Raw genomic sequence first — 15383 nt, 5'->3', positions numbered from 1 at the left:
GGAGGTTTACATGCAATTGTCCCGTATCACGGGTTTTCTATCGGCTGCCGCTCTCACCCTCACCGTCACTCTGGGCGTCGCCACCAACGCCCAGGCCGCCCCGGCGAGTTCCGGGCCGGCCTATGTGGCCATGGGGGACTCCTACTCTTCGGGAGTGGGCGCCGGTTCCTACGATTCCGACAGCGGAGGCTGTAAACGCAGCACCCAGGCGTACCCCGCGCTCTGGGCCGCCGACCACGCACCCTCGGACTTCGCCTTTGTCGCCTGCTCCGGCGCGCGCACCGGCGATGTGCTCGACCAGCAGATGGGCGCGCTGAACTCGGACACCGGGCTGGTCAGTCTGTCCATCGGCGGCAATGACGCCGGCTTCTCCAGCGTCATGCAGAGCTGTGTGCTGGGCAGCGACAGCTCCTGCCTGGACCGGATCAACCAGGCCGGCACCTTCGTCCGGGACCAGCTGCCCGGGCGGCTGGACAGCGTCTACTCGGCGATCAGCGACAAGGCGCCCAACGCCCGGGTGGTGGTGCTGGGCTATCCCCGGCTCTACAAACTGGGCGGCACCTGCATCGGGCTGAGCGACACCAAGAGACGCGCCTTGAACGCGGCGGCCGACCTGATGGACTCGGTGATCGCCAAGCGGGCCGCCGACCATGGGTTCGGCTACGGGGATGTGGCGGCGGCCTTCGCCGGCCATGAGCTGTGCTCCGGCAGTCCCTGGCTGCACAGCGTGTCCTGGCCGGTGGACGAGTCCTACCACCCGACCGCCGACGGGCAGTCCCAGGGCTATCTGCCGGTGTTCACCTCGGCAGCGGGCTGAACGGGTTCCCGCGCCCCGTCAAGGGGCGCGGGGCTTCAGTAAGGGCTGTAGGAGGAGGACGGCGCGGCGGTGGGTGTGCCGGGGGAGCCGGTCCGGCAGGTGACATCGAACCGCACATGGTTGGACGTCAACTTGCGCGGGCTCTTCACCTCCACAGCCATCCAGTCCTGCCGGGGGTCGCCGGACCCCCGGCCGGTCTCGGTGTGCCGCACGCTCACCGTCTGCGACTCGCCCAGCGAGACCGTCTTCCAGCCGCCGTCCGACACCTTGCCGCTGCCGCTGACCCAGCGGTAGACCACCTGGGCCGGGGTGCGGTCGACGGTCAGGGTCGCCGTGAACGACGGGGCCTGGTCATCGGGGACCGGACAGGGGCCCGTGTAGTGGTCCCGCTCCGGCTTCACCTCGGCCCGTACCCCGGGGGCGGCCGAGTAGGAGGCGGACGGGCTGTCCTGGCCATGCTGTCCGCTCTGGGTGGTGTGCTCGCCGGACGGCCGGGCGGGCGGTGCCTCCTGGCCGCCGCCGGAGCTCTGCCCGCCGTGCGCCGAGGAGGAGCCGCCCGAACCGCTGCCCCGGTCGGCCAGCGCCCAGGCCAGCGCGGCGATGGCCAGCACCGCCAGCACCGCGGCGGTCACCAGGAACACCAACGGCCGCCTGGAGCGGGGAGGTTCGCCGGTGGTGGTGGCACCAATGCCGCCGCCACCGGGCGGCGGGACCGCGGCCCGCGCCATGGGCGCCGCCGGATCGCCCGGCGGGGGCCCGGCGACGGTGGGGGTGTAGCCGGCGGCGGGTGCCGGGTGCGGGGTGCCGCCGGCGGCCACGGTGTGCAGCATCCGCTCGGCCCCGGCCGCGTCCAGGCGGTGCGCGGGGTCCTTGCGCAGCAGGCCGTCGATCACCGGGGTCAGCGCGCCGGCCCGGACCGGCGGCGGCAGTTCCTGGTCCACCACGGCCCGCAGGGTGCTCAGCGGGGTGTCCTGACGGAACGGGGAGTGGCCCTCCACCGCCGCGTAGAGCGTCACCCCGAGCGACCACAGGTCCGACTCCGGCCCCGGCGGGCGGCCCAGCACCCGCTCCGGGGCGAGGAACTCCGGCGAGCCCACCAGCTGTCCGGTGACGGTCAGGGCGGCATTGCCCTCCACCATGGCGATGCCGAAGTCGGTGAGCACCACCCGGCCGTTGCTCGCTATCAGTACGTTGGCCGGTTTGACATCCCGGTGCAGCACCCCCACCGCATGGGCGGCGCGCAGCGCGGCCAGCACCTCCGCGCCGACCCGCGCGGCCCGGGCGGGTGTGACGGGCCCGTCGGCCTCCAGGACATCGGCGAAGGACAGCCCCCGCACCAGCTCCATCACGATCCAGGGCCGGCCGTCCTCGGTGACCACATCGTGCACGGTGACCACATTGCGGTGTGAGATACGGGCCGCGGCGCGCGCCTCGCGCTCCAGGCGCGTGTACAGCAGCCGCACTTCACCCGGCAGCAGCCCGGCCGGCGCCCTGACCTCCTTGACCGCCACCTCGCGGCCCAGTATCTCGTCCCAGGCGCGCCATACCACGCCCATGCCGCCCCGGCCCAGTTCGTCGCGCAGCCGGTAACGGCCCGCCAGCACCCGTCCGCCGTCGAAGGCGTCGCCGCTCATGCCGCACCCCTCCCCCCGAGAGAGCGATTCCGGGTGAATGTACCGCAACGGAGCGTGATTGCCACCGCCTTCGTACCCTATTGTCCGTCTCAACTGATGCCCGGTGACAGCCGGTTCGCGCCATGTGCGTCAACACCCTTGACGGGGTGGTGAATCCGATCCGCCGATGCGCGGATGACGCGATGGGGCGATAGGGTTACCCTGCCTTGGCCGGGTGCCTCGTACGGGTGGGGAGTCTCATGGAACAGATAACTATGCGCAGCAGGCCGCGGGTGCCTGCCATCAGCTACGGGAGTAGCGCCTCCAGCGCACGCCTGGAGCGTCATCTGGCGGTGCTGAGCGGCCCCGCGCTGCCGCAGCGTGAGGTGGAGGGCGCCACCTCGCTGATGCGTGAACTCACCACGCGTGACCACACGCGCACCGAGTCTCGCCGTACCGCCCGGGTCTCGCTGTTCGCCCCGCTGCGGCGGCTGCGCCGCTCGCTGTTCGGCAGCCGCTCCTGATCCGACCGTCGCCCGTACCCGGCACCACTCCCGACCCCGTACCCCGTACCGGCCGTCGCGCTCAGTGCGCGTCCAGGGTGACCGTGAAGGAGAAGCGGTCGCCGCGGTAGCGGATGCGGGCGACGTCCACCACCCGGCCGTCCTCGTCATAGGTGATGCCCGTGTAGTGCAGGATCGGGCTGAGCAGCGGCACTTGGAGCAGCCCGGCGGTCTCCGGGTCGGCCAGCCTCGCCTCGACGGTGTCCGTGATACGGCTGATGCGCACCCCCACCACATCGCGCAGCACTTTGGTCATGGGCCAGCGGGCGAGGTCGCCCGGATGGATCTGCTCCGCCAGTTCGGGACGTACCAGATTCTCGGCCCAGTTGGTGGGCTCGCCGGAGCTCTCGTCCGAGCGCAGCCTGCGGAAGGCGACCGCCTCGGTCAGGTCCGGGAAGTGCTCGGCCAGCTCGGCGGGCACCGGGGCCGGGCCGTGCCCCAGGACGGTGGTGTGCTCCCCGGACTGCTGGGCCACGATGGTGTCCACCGAGCCCAGCAGCCGCACCGGTGAGGTGCGCCGGGCACTCGGCTCGATAAAGGTGCCCCGTCTGCGGTGCCGGGTGATCAGCCCCTCCGCCTCCAGCTCCTTGAGCGCCTGGCGCATTGTCAGCACGCTGACCCCGTAGTGCTCGGCCAGCGCGTCCTCGGTGGGCAGGCGCAGTGAGTCGTCCGGCCGGCGCCCGAGTATGGACGCACGCAAGGACTGTGACACCTGGTACCAGAGCGGCAGTTTGCGATTGAGAGCCAGGGAGTCGGGGGCGAAGGAGGTCAACTGGGCTCCCTAGGAGGAGAAGTGGCGCTCCAGACCCTGCCACACCCCGTCATAGCCCCGCTGCAGGTGGTCCGCGCCGGCCGCCTGCGGGGTGAGCGCGATCGGCCAGCGGGTCTCGAACATAAAGGCAAGCCCGTCGTCCACCTTGTGCGGCTTCAGCTCGGCCGCGCTGGCCGCCTCGAAGGTCTCCCGGTCCGGGCCGTGCGCCGACATCATGTTGTGCAGCGAGCCGCCGCCCGGCAGGAAGCCCTCGGCCTTGGCGTCATAGGCGCCCTCGATCAGCCCCATGTACTCGCTCATCACATTGCGGTGGAAGTACGGCGGCCGGAAGGTGTCCTCGCCCACCAGCCAGCGCGGGGCGAACACCACGAAGTCCACGCCGGCCAGCCCCGGGGTGTCGGACGGCGAGGTGAGCACGGTGAAGATGGACGGGTCCGGGTGGTCATAGCTGATGGTGCCCAGCACATTGAAGCGGCGCAGGTCGTAGACATAGGGCACATGGTTGCCGTGCCAGGCCACCACATCGAGCGGCGAGTGGTCATAGACGGCCGACCAGAGGTTGCCGCAGAACTTGTTGACCACCTCCACCGGGCCCTCGGTCTCCTCGTAGGCGGCCACCGGGGCCAGGAAGTCCCTCGGGTTGGCAAGGCCGTTGGCCCCGATCGGGCCCAGGTCGGGGAGTACGAAGGGCTGTCCGTAGTTCTCGCAGACGTAGCCGCGCACCAGCGGATCCAGCGGCTCCACCCGGAAGCGCACGCCGCGCGGGATCAGCGCCACCTGGCCCGGCTCGGCGCGCAGCAGCCCCAGTTCGGTGCGCAGCAGTAGCCCACCGGACTCCGGGACGATCAGCAGCTCGCCGTCCGAGTCGCTGAACACCCGGTCGCGCATCGGGAAGTTGGCGGCATAGAGATGGATGGCCATGCCGGTGCGCTGGGCGGCGTCCCCATTGCCGCCCAGCGTCCACAGCCCGGCCAGGAAGTCGGTGCCCTCGGCGGGCTCGGGCAGCGGGTTCCAGCGCAGCCGGTTGGGGTCGGGCACGGTCTCGGTGAAGGGGGCGCCGCGCAGGGCGCCATTGTCGGCCCGGGCGAACGGCGGGTGCGCCGCCGAGGGCCGGATGCGGTACAGCCAGGACCGGCGGTTGCGGTGCCGGGGCTCGGTGAAGGCGCTGCCGCTGAGCTGCTCCGCATAGAGCCCCAGGGGGGCTCGCTGGGGCGAGTTGCGGCCCAGCGGCAGAGCACCGGGGACGGCCTCGCTGCTGTGCTCATTGCCGAAGCCGGACGCGTAGGACAGGCCCTCGGCCGTCTTGCGCGCCTGCTCGTGCTCCATGCCGGTCATCGTGTCTCCCGCCGCCGCTGGATTCCTGTGTAAGACCGTAGGATTCCCGGCGGGCGGCGTCAACGGGTGTGGCCCGCCCGCCGCTGAGGCCGCTTGACATCTCCATTAGGAATCCGGGTGGGGCAGGCCGACCACGATCAGGGCCAGACCGGCCACCAGGAAGTTGCGCTCGGCGGCCTGGAGCCCGTTCCACTTCGCGGACTGCCACATGGCGAACCACTCGCCGCCGATGGCGATAAAGCCCATGCCGAACAGCAGCAGGAACAGCACCAGGCCCAGGGTGCTCACCCGCCGGGCCCGGCGTCGGTGGGCCCGGCCGCGCAGCCAGAGGACGGTGCCGGTGACCAGGACGGCCGCGGTGAGCACCTCCCAGCCGATGATGGCCAGATAGGCCAGGTCCTGGAGGGCGTGCGAGGTGATCGCCCGCCACATCAGATGGTCACTGCGGAAGGTGGTGTCCATCGCCAGCACATGCCGGACGAACTGCCGGTTGGTGTCGAAGTCGGTGATGTTCCCGAAGGCGACCAGGGCGGTGTAGAGGGCGACGGTGGCGGTGAGGGCGGTGGCGGCGGTGGTCAGTGAGGCGGGAGCGGAACGATGGCGGATCCAACCGGTGCGTAACATAAGGCCCCCTTTGTCGTGTCCCGTTGACAGGATCGTGCCCGCCGTGGCATCGGACCGAACCCACGCCCGACGGGTCCACCGGTAGGGTGGCCGCTGGGGAGGGGATCGCACGCCATGGGAACCGAGGAGTGGGCCGAGGTCACGCCGGACGCCGCACGGCGCCTGCTGACCGCCGCGGTGCGGGCCTTCGCCGAACGCGGCTATCACGCCACCACCACCCGGGACATCGCCGGCCGGGCCGGGATGAGCCCCGCGGCCCTCTACATCCACTACCGCACCAAGGAAGAACTCCTCTACCGCATCAGCTCGGTGGGACACCGGCTCGCCCTGGACCTGCTGCGCCGGGCCCGCGACAGCGCCGGGACTCCGGCCCAGCGCCTGACCCGGGCGGTCGGCGACTTCGTCCGCTGGCACGCCGAACACCACACCACCGCACGGGTGGTGCAGTACGAACTCAGCGCGCTGGCCGAGGAACACCACACCGAGATCCTCGAACTGCGCCGCGCCACCGATGCCGCGGTGCGCACCATCCTCGAAGACGGCGTGGCGGCGGGCCAGTTCACCGTCCCCGACATCCGCGGCACCACCGTGGCCGTGCTCTCGCTCTGCGTCGATGTGGCCCGCTGGTTCCGCGAGGACGGCAGGCACACGCCGGGCGAGGTGGGGGAGCTCTACGCGGGGCTGGTGCTGCGGATGGTGGGCTGCGCCGGGGCGTAGGGCCTCACCAGAGGTAGCGGGAGAGGGACTCCGCCACACACACCGGCTTGTCGCCCCCCTCCCGCTCCACGGTCACCACCGTGGTGAGCTGGACACCATCGGGCACCTCGGTCACGGCGGCCAGCCGGACCCGGGCCCGCAGCCGGGAGCCGGCCGGTACCGGGGCCGGGAAACGGACCTTGTTCAGGCCGTAGTTGAGACCCAGCCGGGCGCCCTCCACCCGCAGCACCGCCGGTACCAGGACCGGCAGCAGGGAGAGCGTCAGATAGCCATGGGCGATGGTGGTGCCATAGGGGCCCGCCCCGGCCCGCTCCTGATCCACATGGATCCACTGGTGATCACCGGTGGCCTCCGCGAACAGGTCGATCCGCCGCTGGTTCACCCGCAGCCAGCCGCCGGGCCCGAACTCCTCGCCCACGGCGGCCCGCAGGCCGTCCGGCGAGGTGAAGATCCGGGGTTCTGCCATCAGTTGCCTCCCACGGCCGTTCAACCCGCGATCACCAAGGTGCCGTAAAGTCTTCAACCGTGCCGCAGATTACCAATGACGTCCATGAACTCACCGTGGGTCAGCTCGCCGCCCGTAGTGGCGCCGCCGTCTCCGCACTGCACTTCTATGAGGCCAAGGGGCTGATCACCAGCCGCCGGACCAGTGGCAACCAGCGCCGGTACGAGCGGGACGCGCTGCGCCGGGTGGCCTTTATCCGGGCCGCGCAGCGGGTGGGCATCCCGCTGGCCACCATCCGCGAGGCGCTGGCCAAGCTGCCCGAGGAACGGACGCCGAACCGGGAGGACTGGGCCCGGCTGTCGGAGTTGTGGCGGAGTGAGCTCAATGAGCGGATCAGCCGGCTGGAGCGCCTGCGCGATCACCTGGATGACTGCATCGGCTGTGGCTGTCTGTCGCTGGCCAAATGCGCGCTGTCGAATCCCGATGACGTCTTCGGGGATCGCGGAATCGGTTCACGGCTCGGCTGAACCCGGAAAAGAGGAATTGTTAATTCCCTTTTTTTGTCATGTGACGTTGATCATGTTCACTTCAAGGAATGTTAATCGATAAGGTCGCCCGTGGATGTTGCAGGGACATCCCAATATATCCGATTGACCGAATAGGGAACGGGTGATCCGACATGCGCGGAAAGCGTGTTGTCCAGATTCTGGGCGCTGCGGCGGCCGCACCTCTGCTGGTGCTGGCGACCACCACCGCGGCGCTCGCCGACGGTGACACCCACTGGATCCACCAGAAGTCCGGCAAGTGCCTGGAGGCGGCATTCGACGGCAATGGCACGCCGAATGGCGTCCAGGTCTACTCGTGCCCTTCCGGTGACCGGGCCTGGCACGACGTGGACAACGGCGACGGTACCTGGCTGGAGCAGGCCAACTACGGCTCGGGCTATTGTCTGACGGCCGATGGGGGCACCCCTTATCTGGCGTCGTGCTCCGGGGGTGACAACCAGCGCTGGTACGAGAACGGTGTCGGCAACGGCGGCTACAACCTCAAGAACAAGGCCACCCAGACCTGTCTCGACAGCAATGGCAGCAGCGTCTACATGCTGGACTGCAACGGCGGTCAGTACCAGATCTGGAGGTAATCCCGTTCCGGGTGATTTCCCGGAATTCGGTAATTCTCGCCAAGGTGAAAACGGGGGATTTGATTTGTCTGGCCTGAAGGTCAAGAGCGTACTCAAAGCCGCGCTGCTCGTCCCGGCCGTACTGTTGGCCACGGCCACCGCCGCCCATGCGGATGGCGATGTCCAGTGGGACCACCAGCACGGTGGCGGCTGCCTCACCGGTATGTGGGACCACCACTTCGGGTGGAACGATGTCGGCCTCTACCCTTGCTCGTTCGGTGCCGCCAAGTGGCATGACATCAACCAGGGCGACGGCACCTGGCTGGAGCAGCTCCGCGAGGTCCCCGGCTACTGCCTGGCGGGCTACACGGACCACGATGCCTATATCGAGAAGTGCACCGGTAACGACTACCAGCGCTGGAAGGAAATCGACACCGGTCACGGCTGGGTGCTGCAGAACAAGGCCACCCAGGAGTGCCTGGACGCCGACGGCAACAACAAGGTCTATATGCACTCCTGCAACTACGGCGACTACCAGCTCTGGAAGTGATCTGCGCGCCCTGAGCCGGCCGGCCCGCTCCCTCCGGGGGCGGGCCGTGCCCGTCGCGGCGCTAACGCCCCGGCGGCAGCAGTGAGCCGGCCCGTTTGACGGTGCGGAGCAGGGGCACCGTCTCGATGTCCCGGACGCCGGGCAGTGCACCGGCCCGTTCGGTGAGGTAGTCGTAGAGGCCGTAGACGTCCCGGCACAGGACCGAGGCCAGCAGGTTGGTGGGGCCGGTGGTGGCGGCCGCGAAGGCGATCTCGGGGTGCTGGACCGCCTATGCCGCGCTGACCCGGGGTGTGGACCTCAGGCCCGGGGACACGGTGCTGGTGTCGGCTGCCGGTGGCGCCATCGGGTCGATGGCCGGGCAGCTCGCCCGGCTGCTGGGCGCCGGGCGGGTGATCGGCAGCACCGGCTCCGCGGACAAGGCGCGGGCGCTGGTGGCGGAGTTGGGCTATGACGCGGCCGTGGTACGCGGTGCTCAGGAGCCGCTGGAGCGGCAGCTGGCCCGGGCGGCGCCTGGGGGCATCGATGTCTTCCTGGACAACACCGGTGGCGAGCAGCTGCGTTGCGCGGTCACCGTGGCCCGCGAGGGGGCCCGCTTTGTCCTGGTGGGTGCGCTGTCCGGGCAGTTGGCGGCGCGGGGTGCCGGGCGGACCTGTCCGGTGGAGCTGGACTCCTTCCAGCTCCTGTTGAAGAAGATCACCATGCGGGGCTACAGCGCCGACGAGGACTTCGCCACCGGGCACCCGGAGTGGCTGCGGCGGTTCGGCGGCTGGCTGCGCTCCGGCGAGATCGTCTTCCCACAGGTGCGGGTGACGGGCCTGGAACACGCGGTCACCGCCCTGCTGGAGGTGATCCGGGGGCGGCATCTGGGCACCGTCATCGTGGAACTGCCCAGGGAGCCGGAACTCCCCTGAAACAAGGGCGGGTTCAAGGGCGCTCCACGGCCCGGAACCCGCCCGCATCTCCCTCAGGCCACGGCGTACCGGACCTCGGCCGAGCGCTGCCGGGCCAGGGACACCGCGCCGGCGGTGAGGACCCCCGGCGGCACCACGATCCCGCAGTCCACGCACACCGGCCCCTGCAGGGGGTAACGCTCCAGGTCGGTGCGCCACTCGATGTGCCGCTGCGCGCAGACCGGGCAGCACTCGCCCGGCCGTCCCTCCATGGCGGCGATCACCCGCCGCAGCACCTCGGCCAGCGGCTCGGCCGGCTGCACGGCCGGGCTGGCACAGGGCACGATGTCGCATCCGCCCCAGGTGTTGCGGTGCCAGTCGTCCACCGGGCTGGTCTGGCGGATGCCGTCACACTTCTCCCGCCTGCGCCGCCCGGCATAGGTGGCCTCGTACGCCAGCCACACCTCCCGGGCCTCCTCCAGCTCGGCCAGGGCCGCGATCAGCCGGGCCGGGTCGGGGGAGCGGTCGTCGGGGGCGAAACCCGCCCGGGCGCACAGATGCCGCCAGGTCGCCCGGTGCCCATAGGGGGCGAAACGTTCCAGGCATTTGCGCAGGCACGTCCGTCGCAGAGCGATGGTGTTCCCTGGATTGCGAACCTCTCGTGCGAGAGCTCTGAAACCTGCCACTGCATCCCACCTCCGGCGGCGCGGACTCGGACCGACATCGAAGTGACGTAAGCCGTCGCCATTCGGATCCCCCGGTCCGGCCGGGGTAGTCGTGCGCCGGGCGCGCGGGCCGTCAGTCCACAAGCCCTCCGGCGGCCAGGATCAGCCGGGCGAGCTCCGGGTGGCAGATGTCGCTGTGCGCTCCGGCCGGCGGACCGCCGTGCCGCACCACGGCCGAGACGTCGACGTTCACACACCCGTTGCCGGGCAGGGGGCCGGCCGGGCCGGTGTCCGGGCAGCCGGGGAGCGCGCGGATGCCGTCGTGCCCCAGCGCTCCCCAGCGCGCCTCATCGGGGACCAGCAGCGAGGAGTCGTCGTCGGACAGGTCGGAGACCAGCGGGTAGAGCACGGCCAGCGCCAGGTCGTACCGGGAGTGGCAGCACAGCAGGGGGCCGTGCACCCGGTCCGGCACCCCGCCCAGCACCCCGCCGCGCTCCGGGGCGAAGGGCAGCCGGGGGCTGAACGCGTAGTGGGAGAAGGCTCCTTGGAGCAGGGTGACCGAGCGGAGCGTGTTATTGCCCGGTGCCACCGAGGCCAGTGCGAAGGAGACCAGCCGGGCCCCGAAGCTGTGCCCCACCAGATGGACCCGGACGGCGGGTGTGGCGCGGGCCAGGGAGTTGAGCACCGGGCCCAGCCCCTGGCGTCCCACCACTCCCGCACGGCGCTTCATCTCCCAGTAGGTGGCCTGCCGCAGTGCCTCCAGGGCGCCGCCCCACACCCGCCCGCCCAGGCCGCCGAACAGCTCGGCCACCGAGGCGCCGGTGGATTCCAGGGCGTCGGCCAGCCGTTCGCAGACCTCCTTGGCGTCCCGGCCGGAGAACGGCGGTGCCACCGGGTCCGCCTCGGTGTCCCGCACCTCGTGCCCGCCGTCGCCGACCAGAGTCCGGACCAGCGCTATGAACTCCGTCAGCGCCGCGCGCCCATGCGGCCGGCTCGCCAACAGGCCGGATATCCGGTCCAGTACCGCCTCCTGGCCGGGAAAGACCGTGGCCAGTGCCCGCCGGGTGTCCGGGGCGAGTCCCGGGCCCGGGGCGGCCGCCGTCCGGGCCGGGAAGGCCGGCACCGGTTCGTCGGTGAAGCGCATCGACGGCCAGACCACCCCGGTGTAACCGAGGCGCACCCCGGGGGGCGCAGCGGCGAGCAGCGCGGGGAAGGGTGCGAAGAAGGCGGTGTAGAGGGTGGTGGCGGTGCTGCGGTCGTTGTTCCAGCCGTGTACGAAGACCAGCAGATCGGTGAGGTCCTGTCCGGCGGTGCCCCGCAGCAGGGCGTCCCGCTGATGCGGATCGGTGTGCCCGTCCTTGTCGAAGGTCAGCTCCCAGTAAGGCCGTACGCCGATGCCCGCCATGGTGACTCCCGGTCGCGGTCCTTTTGAAGCGCATGGTCCTGCTGTCAAGAGGGCGTGTCCAGCCTTCTTTTGAGTGGTTCGCATCGCCGCGGGGGGTTCGGTTCCGGACCCGCCGCGAGGTCAACCCGCCCTGGGCGCAAGGCAGCTGGCAAGATCCTGGGACATCAGCCGTGCGCCGGGCACGGCGCCGCGATCGAGCGGAGGGGTGGGGCCATGACGAGGGGCGAGACGGCCGGAACGACGGGATGCCGGACCAGACCGGTGCCGCAGCGGCTGCTCGCCGCCGCCACCCGGCTCTTCGCCGACCAGGGCTATGACCGCACCTCCGTACAGGAGATCGTGGCGGCGGCCGGGGTCACCAAGGGGGCGCTGTACCACTACTTCGGTTCCAAGGACGACCTGTTGCACGAGGTGTACGCGCGGGTGCTGCGGCTCCAGCAGGAGCGGCTGGACGCCTTCGCCGAGGCCGACGCGCCGGTGGAGCGACGGCTGCGGGACGCGGCCGCGGATGTGGTGGTCACCAGCATCGAGAACCTCGATGACACCAAGATCTTCTTCCGCTCGATGCACCAACTCGGCCCGGAGAAGCGCAAACAGGTACGGGCCGAGCGGCGGCGCTACCACGAACGGTTCCGGGCGCTGATCGAGGAGGGGCAGCGCACCGGGGTGTTCTCCACGGCCACCCCCGCCGACCTGGTGGTGGACTACCACTTCGGCTCCGTCCACCACCTCAGCAGCTGGTACCGGCCGGACGGCCGGCTCACCCCGCGCCAAGTGGCCGACCACCTGGCCGACTTGCTGCTGCGGGCGCTACGGCCGTAGCGGGATGCCGCGCTATGCGTGACAGGCCACCGGGCGCCCGCCGTTGAGCACCGTCATGTCCTGGAAGGCGGCCATCACATCCACCGGTTCGCCGTCCAGGGCCGCGTAGACGCGGTGCAGATTGGCCACCAGCCGTTCGCTCTCCCTGAGCCGGGCGTACTCGCCGAGGTCGGCGGCGCGGGCGGCCTCCAGGGGCGTCCAGCCCTTGCGGCGTGCGGTAGTGGCGAGTTGGTCCAGGAAACGGAGGTAGCCCTCCACGGTGTCATAGACGCCGGGGTCGGTGACCGCGCCATGGCCGGGGACCACCACCCGGGCGTCCAGGGCGCGCAGCCGCTCCACCGCCCGCAGCGATCCCTCCAGCGACCCCATCAGGACGAACGGGGTGCCCCCGTTGAAGACCAGGTCGCCGGTGAAGACCACCCGCTGCTCCGGCAGCCAGACGATGGAGTCGCCGAGGGTGTGCGCGGGGCCCGGGTGGATCAACCGCACCTCGATGTCCCCGATATGGAGGGTGAGGGTGTCGGAGTAGGTAAGGGCCGGCGGGGTGATGTCCACCTCGCCGTACTCCACTTCCGGCCAGACCAGGTGCAGTTGGCGGCCGGCCGCGATGGTCTGCTCCCGGCAGGCGTGGTGGCCGATGATGATGGCCTCGGGGGCGAAGAGGCAGTTGCCATAGGTGTGGTCACCGTGGTGGTGGGTGTTGACCACCAGGGACGGCGCCGGGGCGCCGGACGCCAGTACCGCCTCGCGCAGGGCCCGGGCCCGGGGCAGGGTGGCGGCGGTGTCGATCAGCAGGGTGCGGTCCCCGTCGGTGACAAAGCCGGCGTTGTTCAGGCACCAGCCGCCGTCGGGCTGGATATAGGCGCTGACGCCGGGGGCGAGGGGCACGGTGAAGGGGGTCTCGGCTGGCATCCGCCCACCTTATCGATCACCCATGGAGCGTCAGGGGCGGTTCTCCAGGCCCGGGCGGAGCCGGTCCAGCAGGGTGTAGAGAGTGGTGCGCTCGTCCTCGGTCAGCGCGTCCAGCGCGCTGTGGGTGGCCTGCATCTCGGCCCTCACCCGCTGGATGATCTCCCGGCCCTCGTCGGTGGCCACCACGTTCTTCACCCGGCGGTCGGCGGGTTCGGTCTCCCGGCGGACCAGGCCGCGGGCCTCCAGCCGGTCCACGATGCCGGTGACATTGGAGGCGTCACAGACCAGCAGCTGGGCCAGGCCGCGCATCGGCACCGGGCCCTTGAGCTGGGCGAGCAGCTTGGCCTGGACCGAGGTCAGGCCGTGCCGGGCGGCGGCGGCCGCGAAGTCCTGCCACTGGGCGGTGCCGAGGGTGGCCACCAGCTCCAGAAGCTGGGCCTTGGTGGGAGTGATGCTGGCCGTCATGGTTCCGAGTCTACTCAAGAGCTTGACTGTCTAAATCATTAACTTGACTACCTGAAGTATTCGGGGCTAGTTTTACCCAGTTGCTTGATGGCCTCAAGCATCAATGTCGTGAAGCAACCTCGGAGGAACCCCGTCCCATGACGTCCCAAGCACCCGTTTCCAAATCGGGGAACGAGACGGTCATCGTCTTCGCCCTGAGCCTGGCGGCCATGGTCGTCTCGATGATGCAGACCCTGGTGGTGCCGATCCTGGGCCTGATCCAGCGCGACCTGGGCACCAGCTCCGCCAATGTCAGCTGGGTCACCACCGCCACCCTGCTCTCCGCCGCCGTGTTCACCCCGCTGCTGGGCCGCTTCGGTGACCAGCACGGCAAGAAGAAGACGCTGGTGGGCGTGCTGGTGGTGATGGTCGCCGGCTCGGTGCTGGCAGCCGTGACCCACTCGCTGCTGTGGCTGATCGTCGGCCGGGTGCTGCAGGGCGCCGCCACCGCCATCTTCCCGCTGGCGCTGTCCGTGCTGCGCGAGGAGGTCCGCCCGGCCAAGCTGCCCGGCGCCATGGCCATGGTCAGCGGCACCCTCGCCTTCGGCAGCGGCCTGGCGCTGGTCGCCACCGGCCTGCTCACCTCGGGCGACCACCCCGACTACCGCAGCGCCTTCTGGCTGGCCACCGGCCTGGCCGCGCTGGCGCTGGTGGCGGTGGCCTTCCTGGTGCCGGCCACCAAGGAGACCACCGGCGGACGCACCGATGTGCTGGGTGCGCTCAGCCTGGCCGCCACCCTGGTGCTGCTGTTGCTGCCGATCACCCAGGGGCATGAGTGGGGCTGGTCCTCGGCCCGTACCCTCGGCTGCTTCATCGGGGCCGTGGTGATGGCCGCGGTGTGGACCGTGGTGGAGAACAAGGTCCGCGAGCCGCTGGTGGACATGAAGATGTTCGTCCACGGCCCGGTGCTCTTCGCCAACCTGGCCGGCCTGCTGGTGGGCTTCGGCTCCTTCGCCCTGTTCATCGGCGTCTCCTACCTGGTGCAGATGCCCTCGAAGATCGCCGGCTATGGCTTCGACGCCACCGTGCTGCGCGCCTCCGTGGAGTACCTGCTGCCCAGCACCCTGGTCTCGCTGCTGGCCGCGCCCATCGGCGGCCGCCTGGTGCGCGCCAAGGGCCCGCGCCTGGTGCTGCTGCTGGCCTCGGTCATCGGCACCGCCGGCTTCGCCTGGATCGTGGCCGACCACAAGCACACCTTGGCCGTGATCGTCGCCGGAATGCTGGTCGGCGCGGGCATCAGCTTCGGCTACGCGGCCATGCCGGCCGTGATCGTCGGCAGCGTCCCGCACCACCAGACCGGCATCGCCAACGGCATCAACTCCATCTCCCGCTCCACCGGCAGCGCCATCGGCTCCGCGATGATCACCACGGTGCTGGCCTCCAAGAGCATCGAGCACCTGCCGCCGGGCGCGCCCAAGCTGCCCGCGGAGAGCCAGTTCAGCCTCACCTTTGTGATCGCCGGCATCGCCTTCGCGCTGGTCTCGGTGGTGGCCGCGCTGGGTCTGCGCCGGATCCACACCCTGCACACGCCCGCGGTGGCGGGCTCGGCGACCGCGGCGGACGCTGAGAAAACGGCCGCGTAACCCCACACCACCCGCACCACCCGCCCCACCCGCCGACCTGAGGAGC

General features: G+C 70.6%; 19 protein-coding genes. 9 read left to right on the top strand and 10 right to left on the bottom strand.

Annotation, left to right across the window (positions count from 1 at the left end; genetic code table 11):
- The first annotated feature begins 10 nt into the window (after positions 1-10).
- Positions 11-817: an SGNH/GDSL hydrolase family protein gene (locus tag ACIHFE_RS23150; RefSeq protein ID WP_400109156.1), complete on the top strand. Its 807-nt coding sequence runs from the start codon at positions 11-13 to the stop codon at positions 815-817.
- Between the two features lie 35 nt (positions 818-852).
- Here the strand turns inward: ACIHFE_RS23150 and ACIHFE_RS23145 are convergent, their stop codons facing one another.
- Complete coding sequence (locus tag ACIHFE_RS23145) at positions 853-2451, bottom strand: serine/threonine-protein kinase (RefSeq protein ID WP_400109154.1); 1599 nt, start codon at positions 2449-2451, stop codon at positions 853-855.
- A gap of 239 nt (positions 2452-2690) precedes the next feature.
- On the opposite strand from ACIHFE_RS23145, the gene ACIHFE_RS23140 reads away from it, so the two are divergent.
- Positions 2691-2954: a hypothetical protein gene (locus tag ACIHFE_RS23140; protein ID WP_400109152.1), complete on the top strand. Its 264-nt coding sequence runs from the start codon at positions 2691-2693 to the stop codon at positions 2952-2954.
- A 61-nt stretch (positions 2955-3015) separates the two neighbouring features.
- On the opposite strand, the gene ACIHFE_RS23135 is transcribed toward ACIHFE_RS23140, so the two are convergent.
- The 3 genes from ACIHFE_RS23135 to ACIHFE_RS23125 all read right to left on the bottom strand — a co-directional run bounded on the left by ACIHFE_RS23135 (position 3016) and on the right by ACIHFE_RS23125 (position 5724).
- Positions 3016-3765, bottom strand: coding sequence for a GntR family transcriptional regulator (locus tag ACIHFE_RS23135; protein ID WP_400109150.1), 750 nt, complete (start codon positions 3763-3765; stop codon positions 3016-3018).
- Positions 3766-3774: 9 nt separating this feature from the next.
- Positions 3775-5100: a homogentisate 1,2-dioxygenase gene (gene hmgA / locus ACIHFE_RS23130; RefSeq protein ID WP_400109148.1), complete on the bottom strand. Its 1326-nt coding sequence runs from the start codon at positions 5098-5100 to the stop codon at positions 3775-3777.
- 105 nt (positions 5101-5205) lie between these two features.
- Entirely contained in the window at positions 5206-5724 is a 519-nt protein-coding gene (locus ACIHFE_RS23125; protein ID WP_400109147.1) for a DUF2165 domain-containing protein, read from the bottom strand.
- Between the two features lie 114 nt (positions 5725-5838).
- Between ACIHFE_RS23125 and ACIHFE_RS23120 the strand changes: the two genes are divergently transcribed.
- Positions 5839-6441, top strand: coding sequence for a TetR/AcrR family transcriptional regulator (locus ACIHFE_RS23120; RefSeq protein WP_400109145.1), 603 nt, complete (start codon positions 5839-5841; stop codon positions 6439-6441).
- A gap of 4 nt (positions 6442-6445) precedes the next feature.
- On the opposite strand, the gene ACIHFE_RS23115 is transcribed toward ACIHFE_RS23120, so the two are convergent.
- Positions 6446-6907 carry a MaoC family dehydratase gene (locus ACIHFE_RS23115; RefSeq protein WP_400109144.1) on the bottom strand — a complete coding sequence of 154 codons (462 nt, stop codon included), beginning with the start codon at positions 6905-6907 and terminating at the stop codon, positions 6446-6448.
- Between the two features lie 59 nt (positions 6908-6966).
- On the opposite strand from ACIHFE_RS23115, the gene soxR reads away from it, so the two are divergent.
- The 3 genes from soxR (at position 6967) to ACIHFE_RS23100 (ending at position 8556) form a co-directional block, all read left to right on the top strand.
- Positions 6967-7413 carry a redox-sensitive transcriptional activator SoxR gene (soxR, locus tag ACIHFE_RS23110; RefSeq protein ID WP_400109142.1) on the top strand — a complete coding sequence of 149 codons (447 nt, stop codon included), beginning with the start codon at positions 6967-6969 and terminating at the stop codon, positions 7411-7413.
- 152 nt (positions 7414-7565) lie between these two features.
- Positions 7566-8027: an RICIN domain-containing protein gene (locus ACIHFE_RS23105; protein WP_400109140.1), complete on the top strand. Its 462-nt coding sequence runs from the start codon at positions 7566-7568 to the stop codon at positions 8025-8027.
- Positions 8028-8091: 64 nt separating this feature from the next.
- Positions 8092-8556, top strand: a complete 465-nt coding sequence (locus ACIHFE_RS23100; protein ID WP_400109139.1) for an RICIN domain-containing protein — start codon at positions 8092-8094, stop codon at positions 8554-8556.
- A 61-nt stretch (positions 8557-8617) separates the two neighbouring features.
- On the opposite strand, the gene ACIHFE_RS23095 is transcribed toward ACIHFE_RS23100, so the two are convergent.
- Positions 8618-8767 (bottom strand): hypothetical protein, encoded by a 150-nt coding sequence (locus ACIHFE_RS23095; protein WP_400109303.1) that lies wholly within the window; start codon positions 8765-8767, stop codon positions 8618-8620.
- Positions 8768-8786: 19 nt separating this feature from the next.
- Here ACIHFE_RS23095 and ACIHFE_RS23090 point away from each other — a divergent pair, with 19 nt between their 5' ends.
- On the top strand, positions 8787-9467 hold the full coding sequence (locus tag ACIHFE_RS23090; RefSeq protein WP_400109137.1) for an MDR family NADP-dependent oxidoreductase: 681 nt from the start codon (positions 8787-8789) through the stop codon (positions 9465-9467).
- Between the two features lie 53 nt (positions 9468-9520).
- On the opposite strand, the gene ACIHFE_RS23085 is transcribed toward ACIHFE_RS23090, so the two are convergent.
- Positions 9521-10132, bottom strand: a complete 612-nt coding sequence (locus tag ACIHFE_RS23085; RefSeq protein ID WP_400109135.1) for a hypothetical protein — start codon at positions 10130-10132, stop codon at positions 9521-9523.
- 112 nt (positions 10133-10244) lie between these two features.
- Positions 10245-11516, bottom strand: coding sequence for a serine-threonine protein kinase (locus ACIHFE_RS23080; protein ID WP_400109133.1), 1272 nt, complete (start codon positions 11514-11516; stop codon positions 10245-10247).
- A gap of 213 nt (positions 11517-11729) precedes the next feature.
- On the opposite strand from ACIHFE_RS23080, the gene ACIHFE_RS23075 reads away from it, so the two are divergent.
- Positions 11730-12338, top strand: coding sequence for a TetR/AcrR family transcriptional regulator (locus ACIHFE_RS23075; RefSeq protein WP_400109131.1), 609 nt, complete (start codon positions 11730-11732; stop codon positions 12336-12338).
- Between the two features lie 12 nt (positions 12339-12350).
- Here the strand turns inward: ACIHFE_RS23075 and ACIHFE_RS23070 are convergent, their stop codons facing one another.
- Positions 12351-13250, bottom strand: coding sequence for an MBL fold metallo-hydrolase (locus ACIHFE_RS23070; RefSeq protein WP_400109129.1), 900 nt, complete (start codon positions 13248-13250; stop codon positions 12351-12353).
- Positions 13251-13280: 30 nt separating this feature from the next.
- Positions 13281-13715 (bottom strand): MarR family winged helix-turn-helix transcriptional regulator, encoded by a 435-nt coding sequence (locus tag ACIHFE_RS23065; RefSeq protein WP_400109128.1) that lies wholly within the window; start codon positions 13713-13715, stop codon positions 13281-13283.
- 137 nt (positions 13716-13852) lie between these two features.
- On the opposite strand from ACIHFE_RS23065, the gene ACIHFE_RS23060 reads away from it, so the two are divergent.
- Positions 13853-15337, top strand: coding sequence for an MFS transporter (locus ACIHFE_RS23060; protein ID WP_400109126.1), 1485 nt, complete (start codon positions 13853-13855; stop codon positions 15335-15337).
- Positions 15338-15383: the final 46 nt, after the last annotated feature.

Origin of the sequence: Streptomyces sp. NPDC052396, assembly GCF_044593195.1 — a bacterium.
In the GTDB taxonomy this organism is placed as follows: domain Bacteria; phylum Actinomycetota; class Actinomycetes; order Streptomycetales; family Streptomycetaceae; genus Streptomyces.
Note: the sequence above shows the minus strand (reverse complement) of the source record. Positions and strands in the feature narration are given on the sequence as shown.

Bases quoted from the DNA above. Each gene is read 5' to 3' on its own strand.
- ACIHFE_RS23080 (WP_400109133.1), bottom strand. From the start codon at position 11,516: ATGGCGGGCATCGGCGTACGGCCTTACTGGGAGCTGACCTTCGACAAG.
- ACIHFE_RS23060 (WP_400109126.1), top strand. From the start codon at position 13,853: ATGACGTCCCAAGCACCCGTTTCCAAATCGGGGAACGAGACGGTCATC.
- hmgA (WP_400109148.1), bottom strand. From the start codon at position 5,100: ATGACCGGCATGGAGCACGAGCAGGCGCGCAAGACGGCCGAGGGCCTG.
- ACIHFE_RS23145 (WP_400109154.1), bottom strand. From the start codon at position 2,451: ATGAGCGGCGACGCCTTCGACGGCGGACGGGTGCTGGCGGGCCGTTAC.
- ACIHFE_RS23150 (WP_400109156.1), top strand. From the start codon at position 11: ATGCAATTGTCCCGTATCACGGGTTTTCTATCGGCTGCCGCTCTCACC.
- ACIHFE_RS23115 (WP_400109144.1), bottom strand. From the start codon at position 6,907: ATGGCAGAACCCCGGATCTTCACCTCGCCGGACGGCCTGCGGGCCGCC.
- ACIHFE_RS23125 (WP_400109147.1), bottom strand. From the start codon at position 5,724: ATGTTACGCACCGGTTGGATCCGCCATCGTTCCGCTCCCGCCTCACTG.
- ACIHFE_RS23105 (WP_400109140.1), top strand. From the start codon at position 7,566: ATGCGCGGAAAGCGTGTTGTCCAGATTCTGGGCGCTGCGGCGGCCGCA.
- ACIHFE_RS23070 (WP_400109129.1), bottom strand. From the start codon at position 13,250: ATGCCAGCCGAGACCCCCTTCACCGTGCCCCTCGCCCCCGGCGTCAGC.
- ACIHFE_RS23120 (WP_400109145.1), top strand. From the start codon at position 5,839: ATGGGAACCGAGGAGTGGGCCGAGGTCACGCCGGACGCCGCACGGCGC.
- ACIHFE_RS23140 (WP_400109152.1), top strand. From the start codon at position 2,691: ATGGAACAGATAACTATGCGCAGCAGGCCGCGGGTGCCTGCCATCAGC.
- ACIHFE_RS23075 (WP_400109131.1), top strand. From the start codon at position 11,730: ATGACGAGGGGCGAGACGGCCGGAACGACGGGATGCCGGACCAGACCG.
- ACIHFE_RS23065 (WP_400109128.1), bottom strand. From the start codon at position 13,715: ATGACGGCCAGCATCACTCCCACCAAGGCCCAGCTTCTGGAGCTGGTG.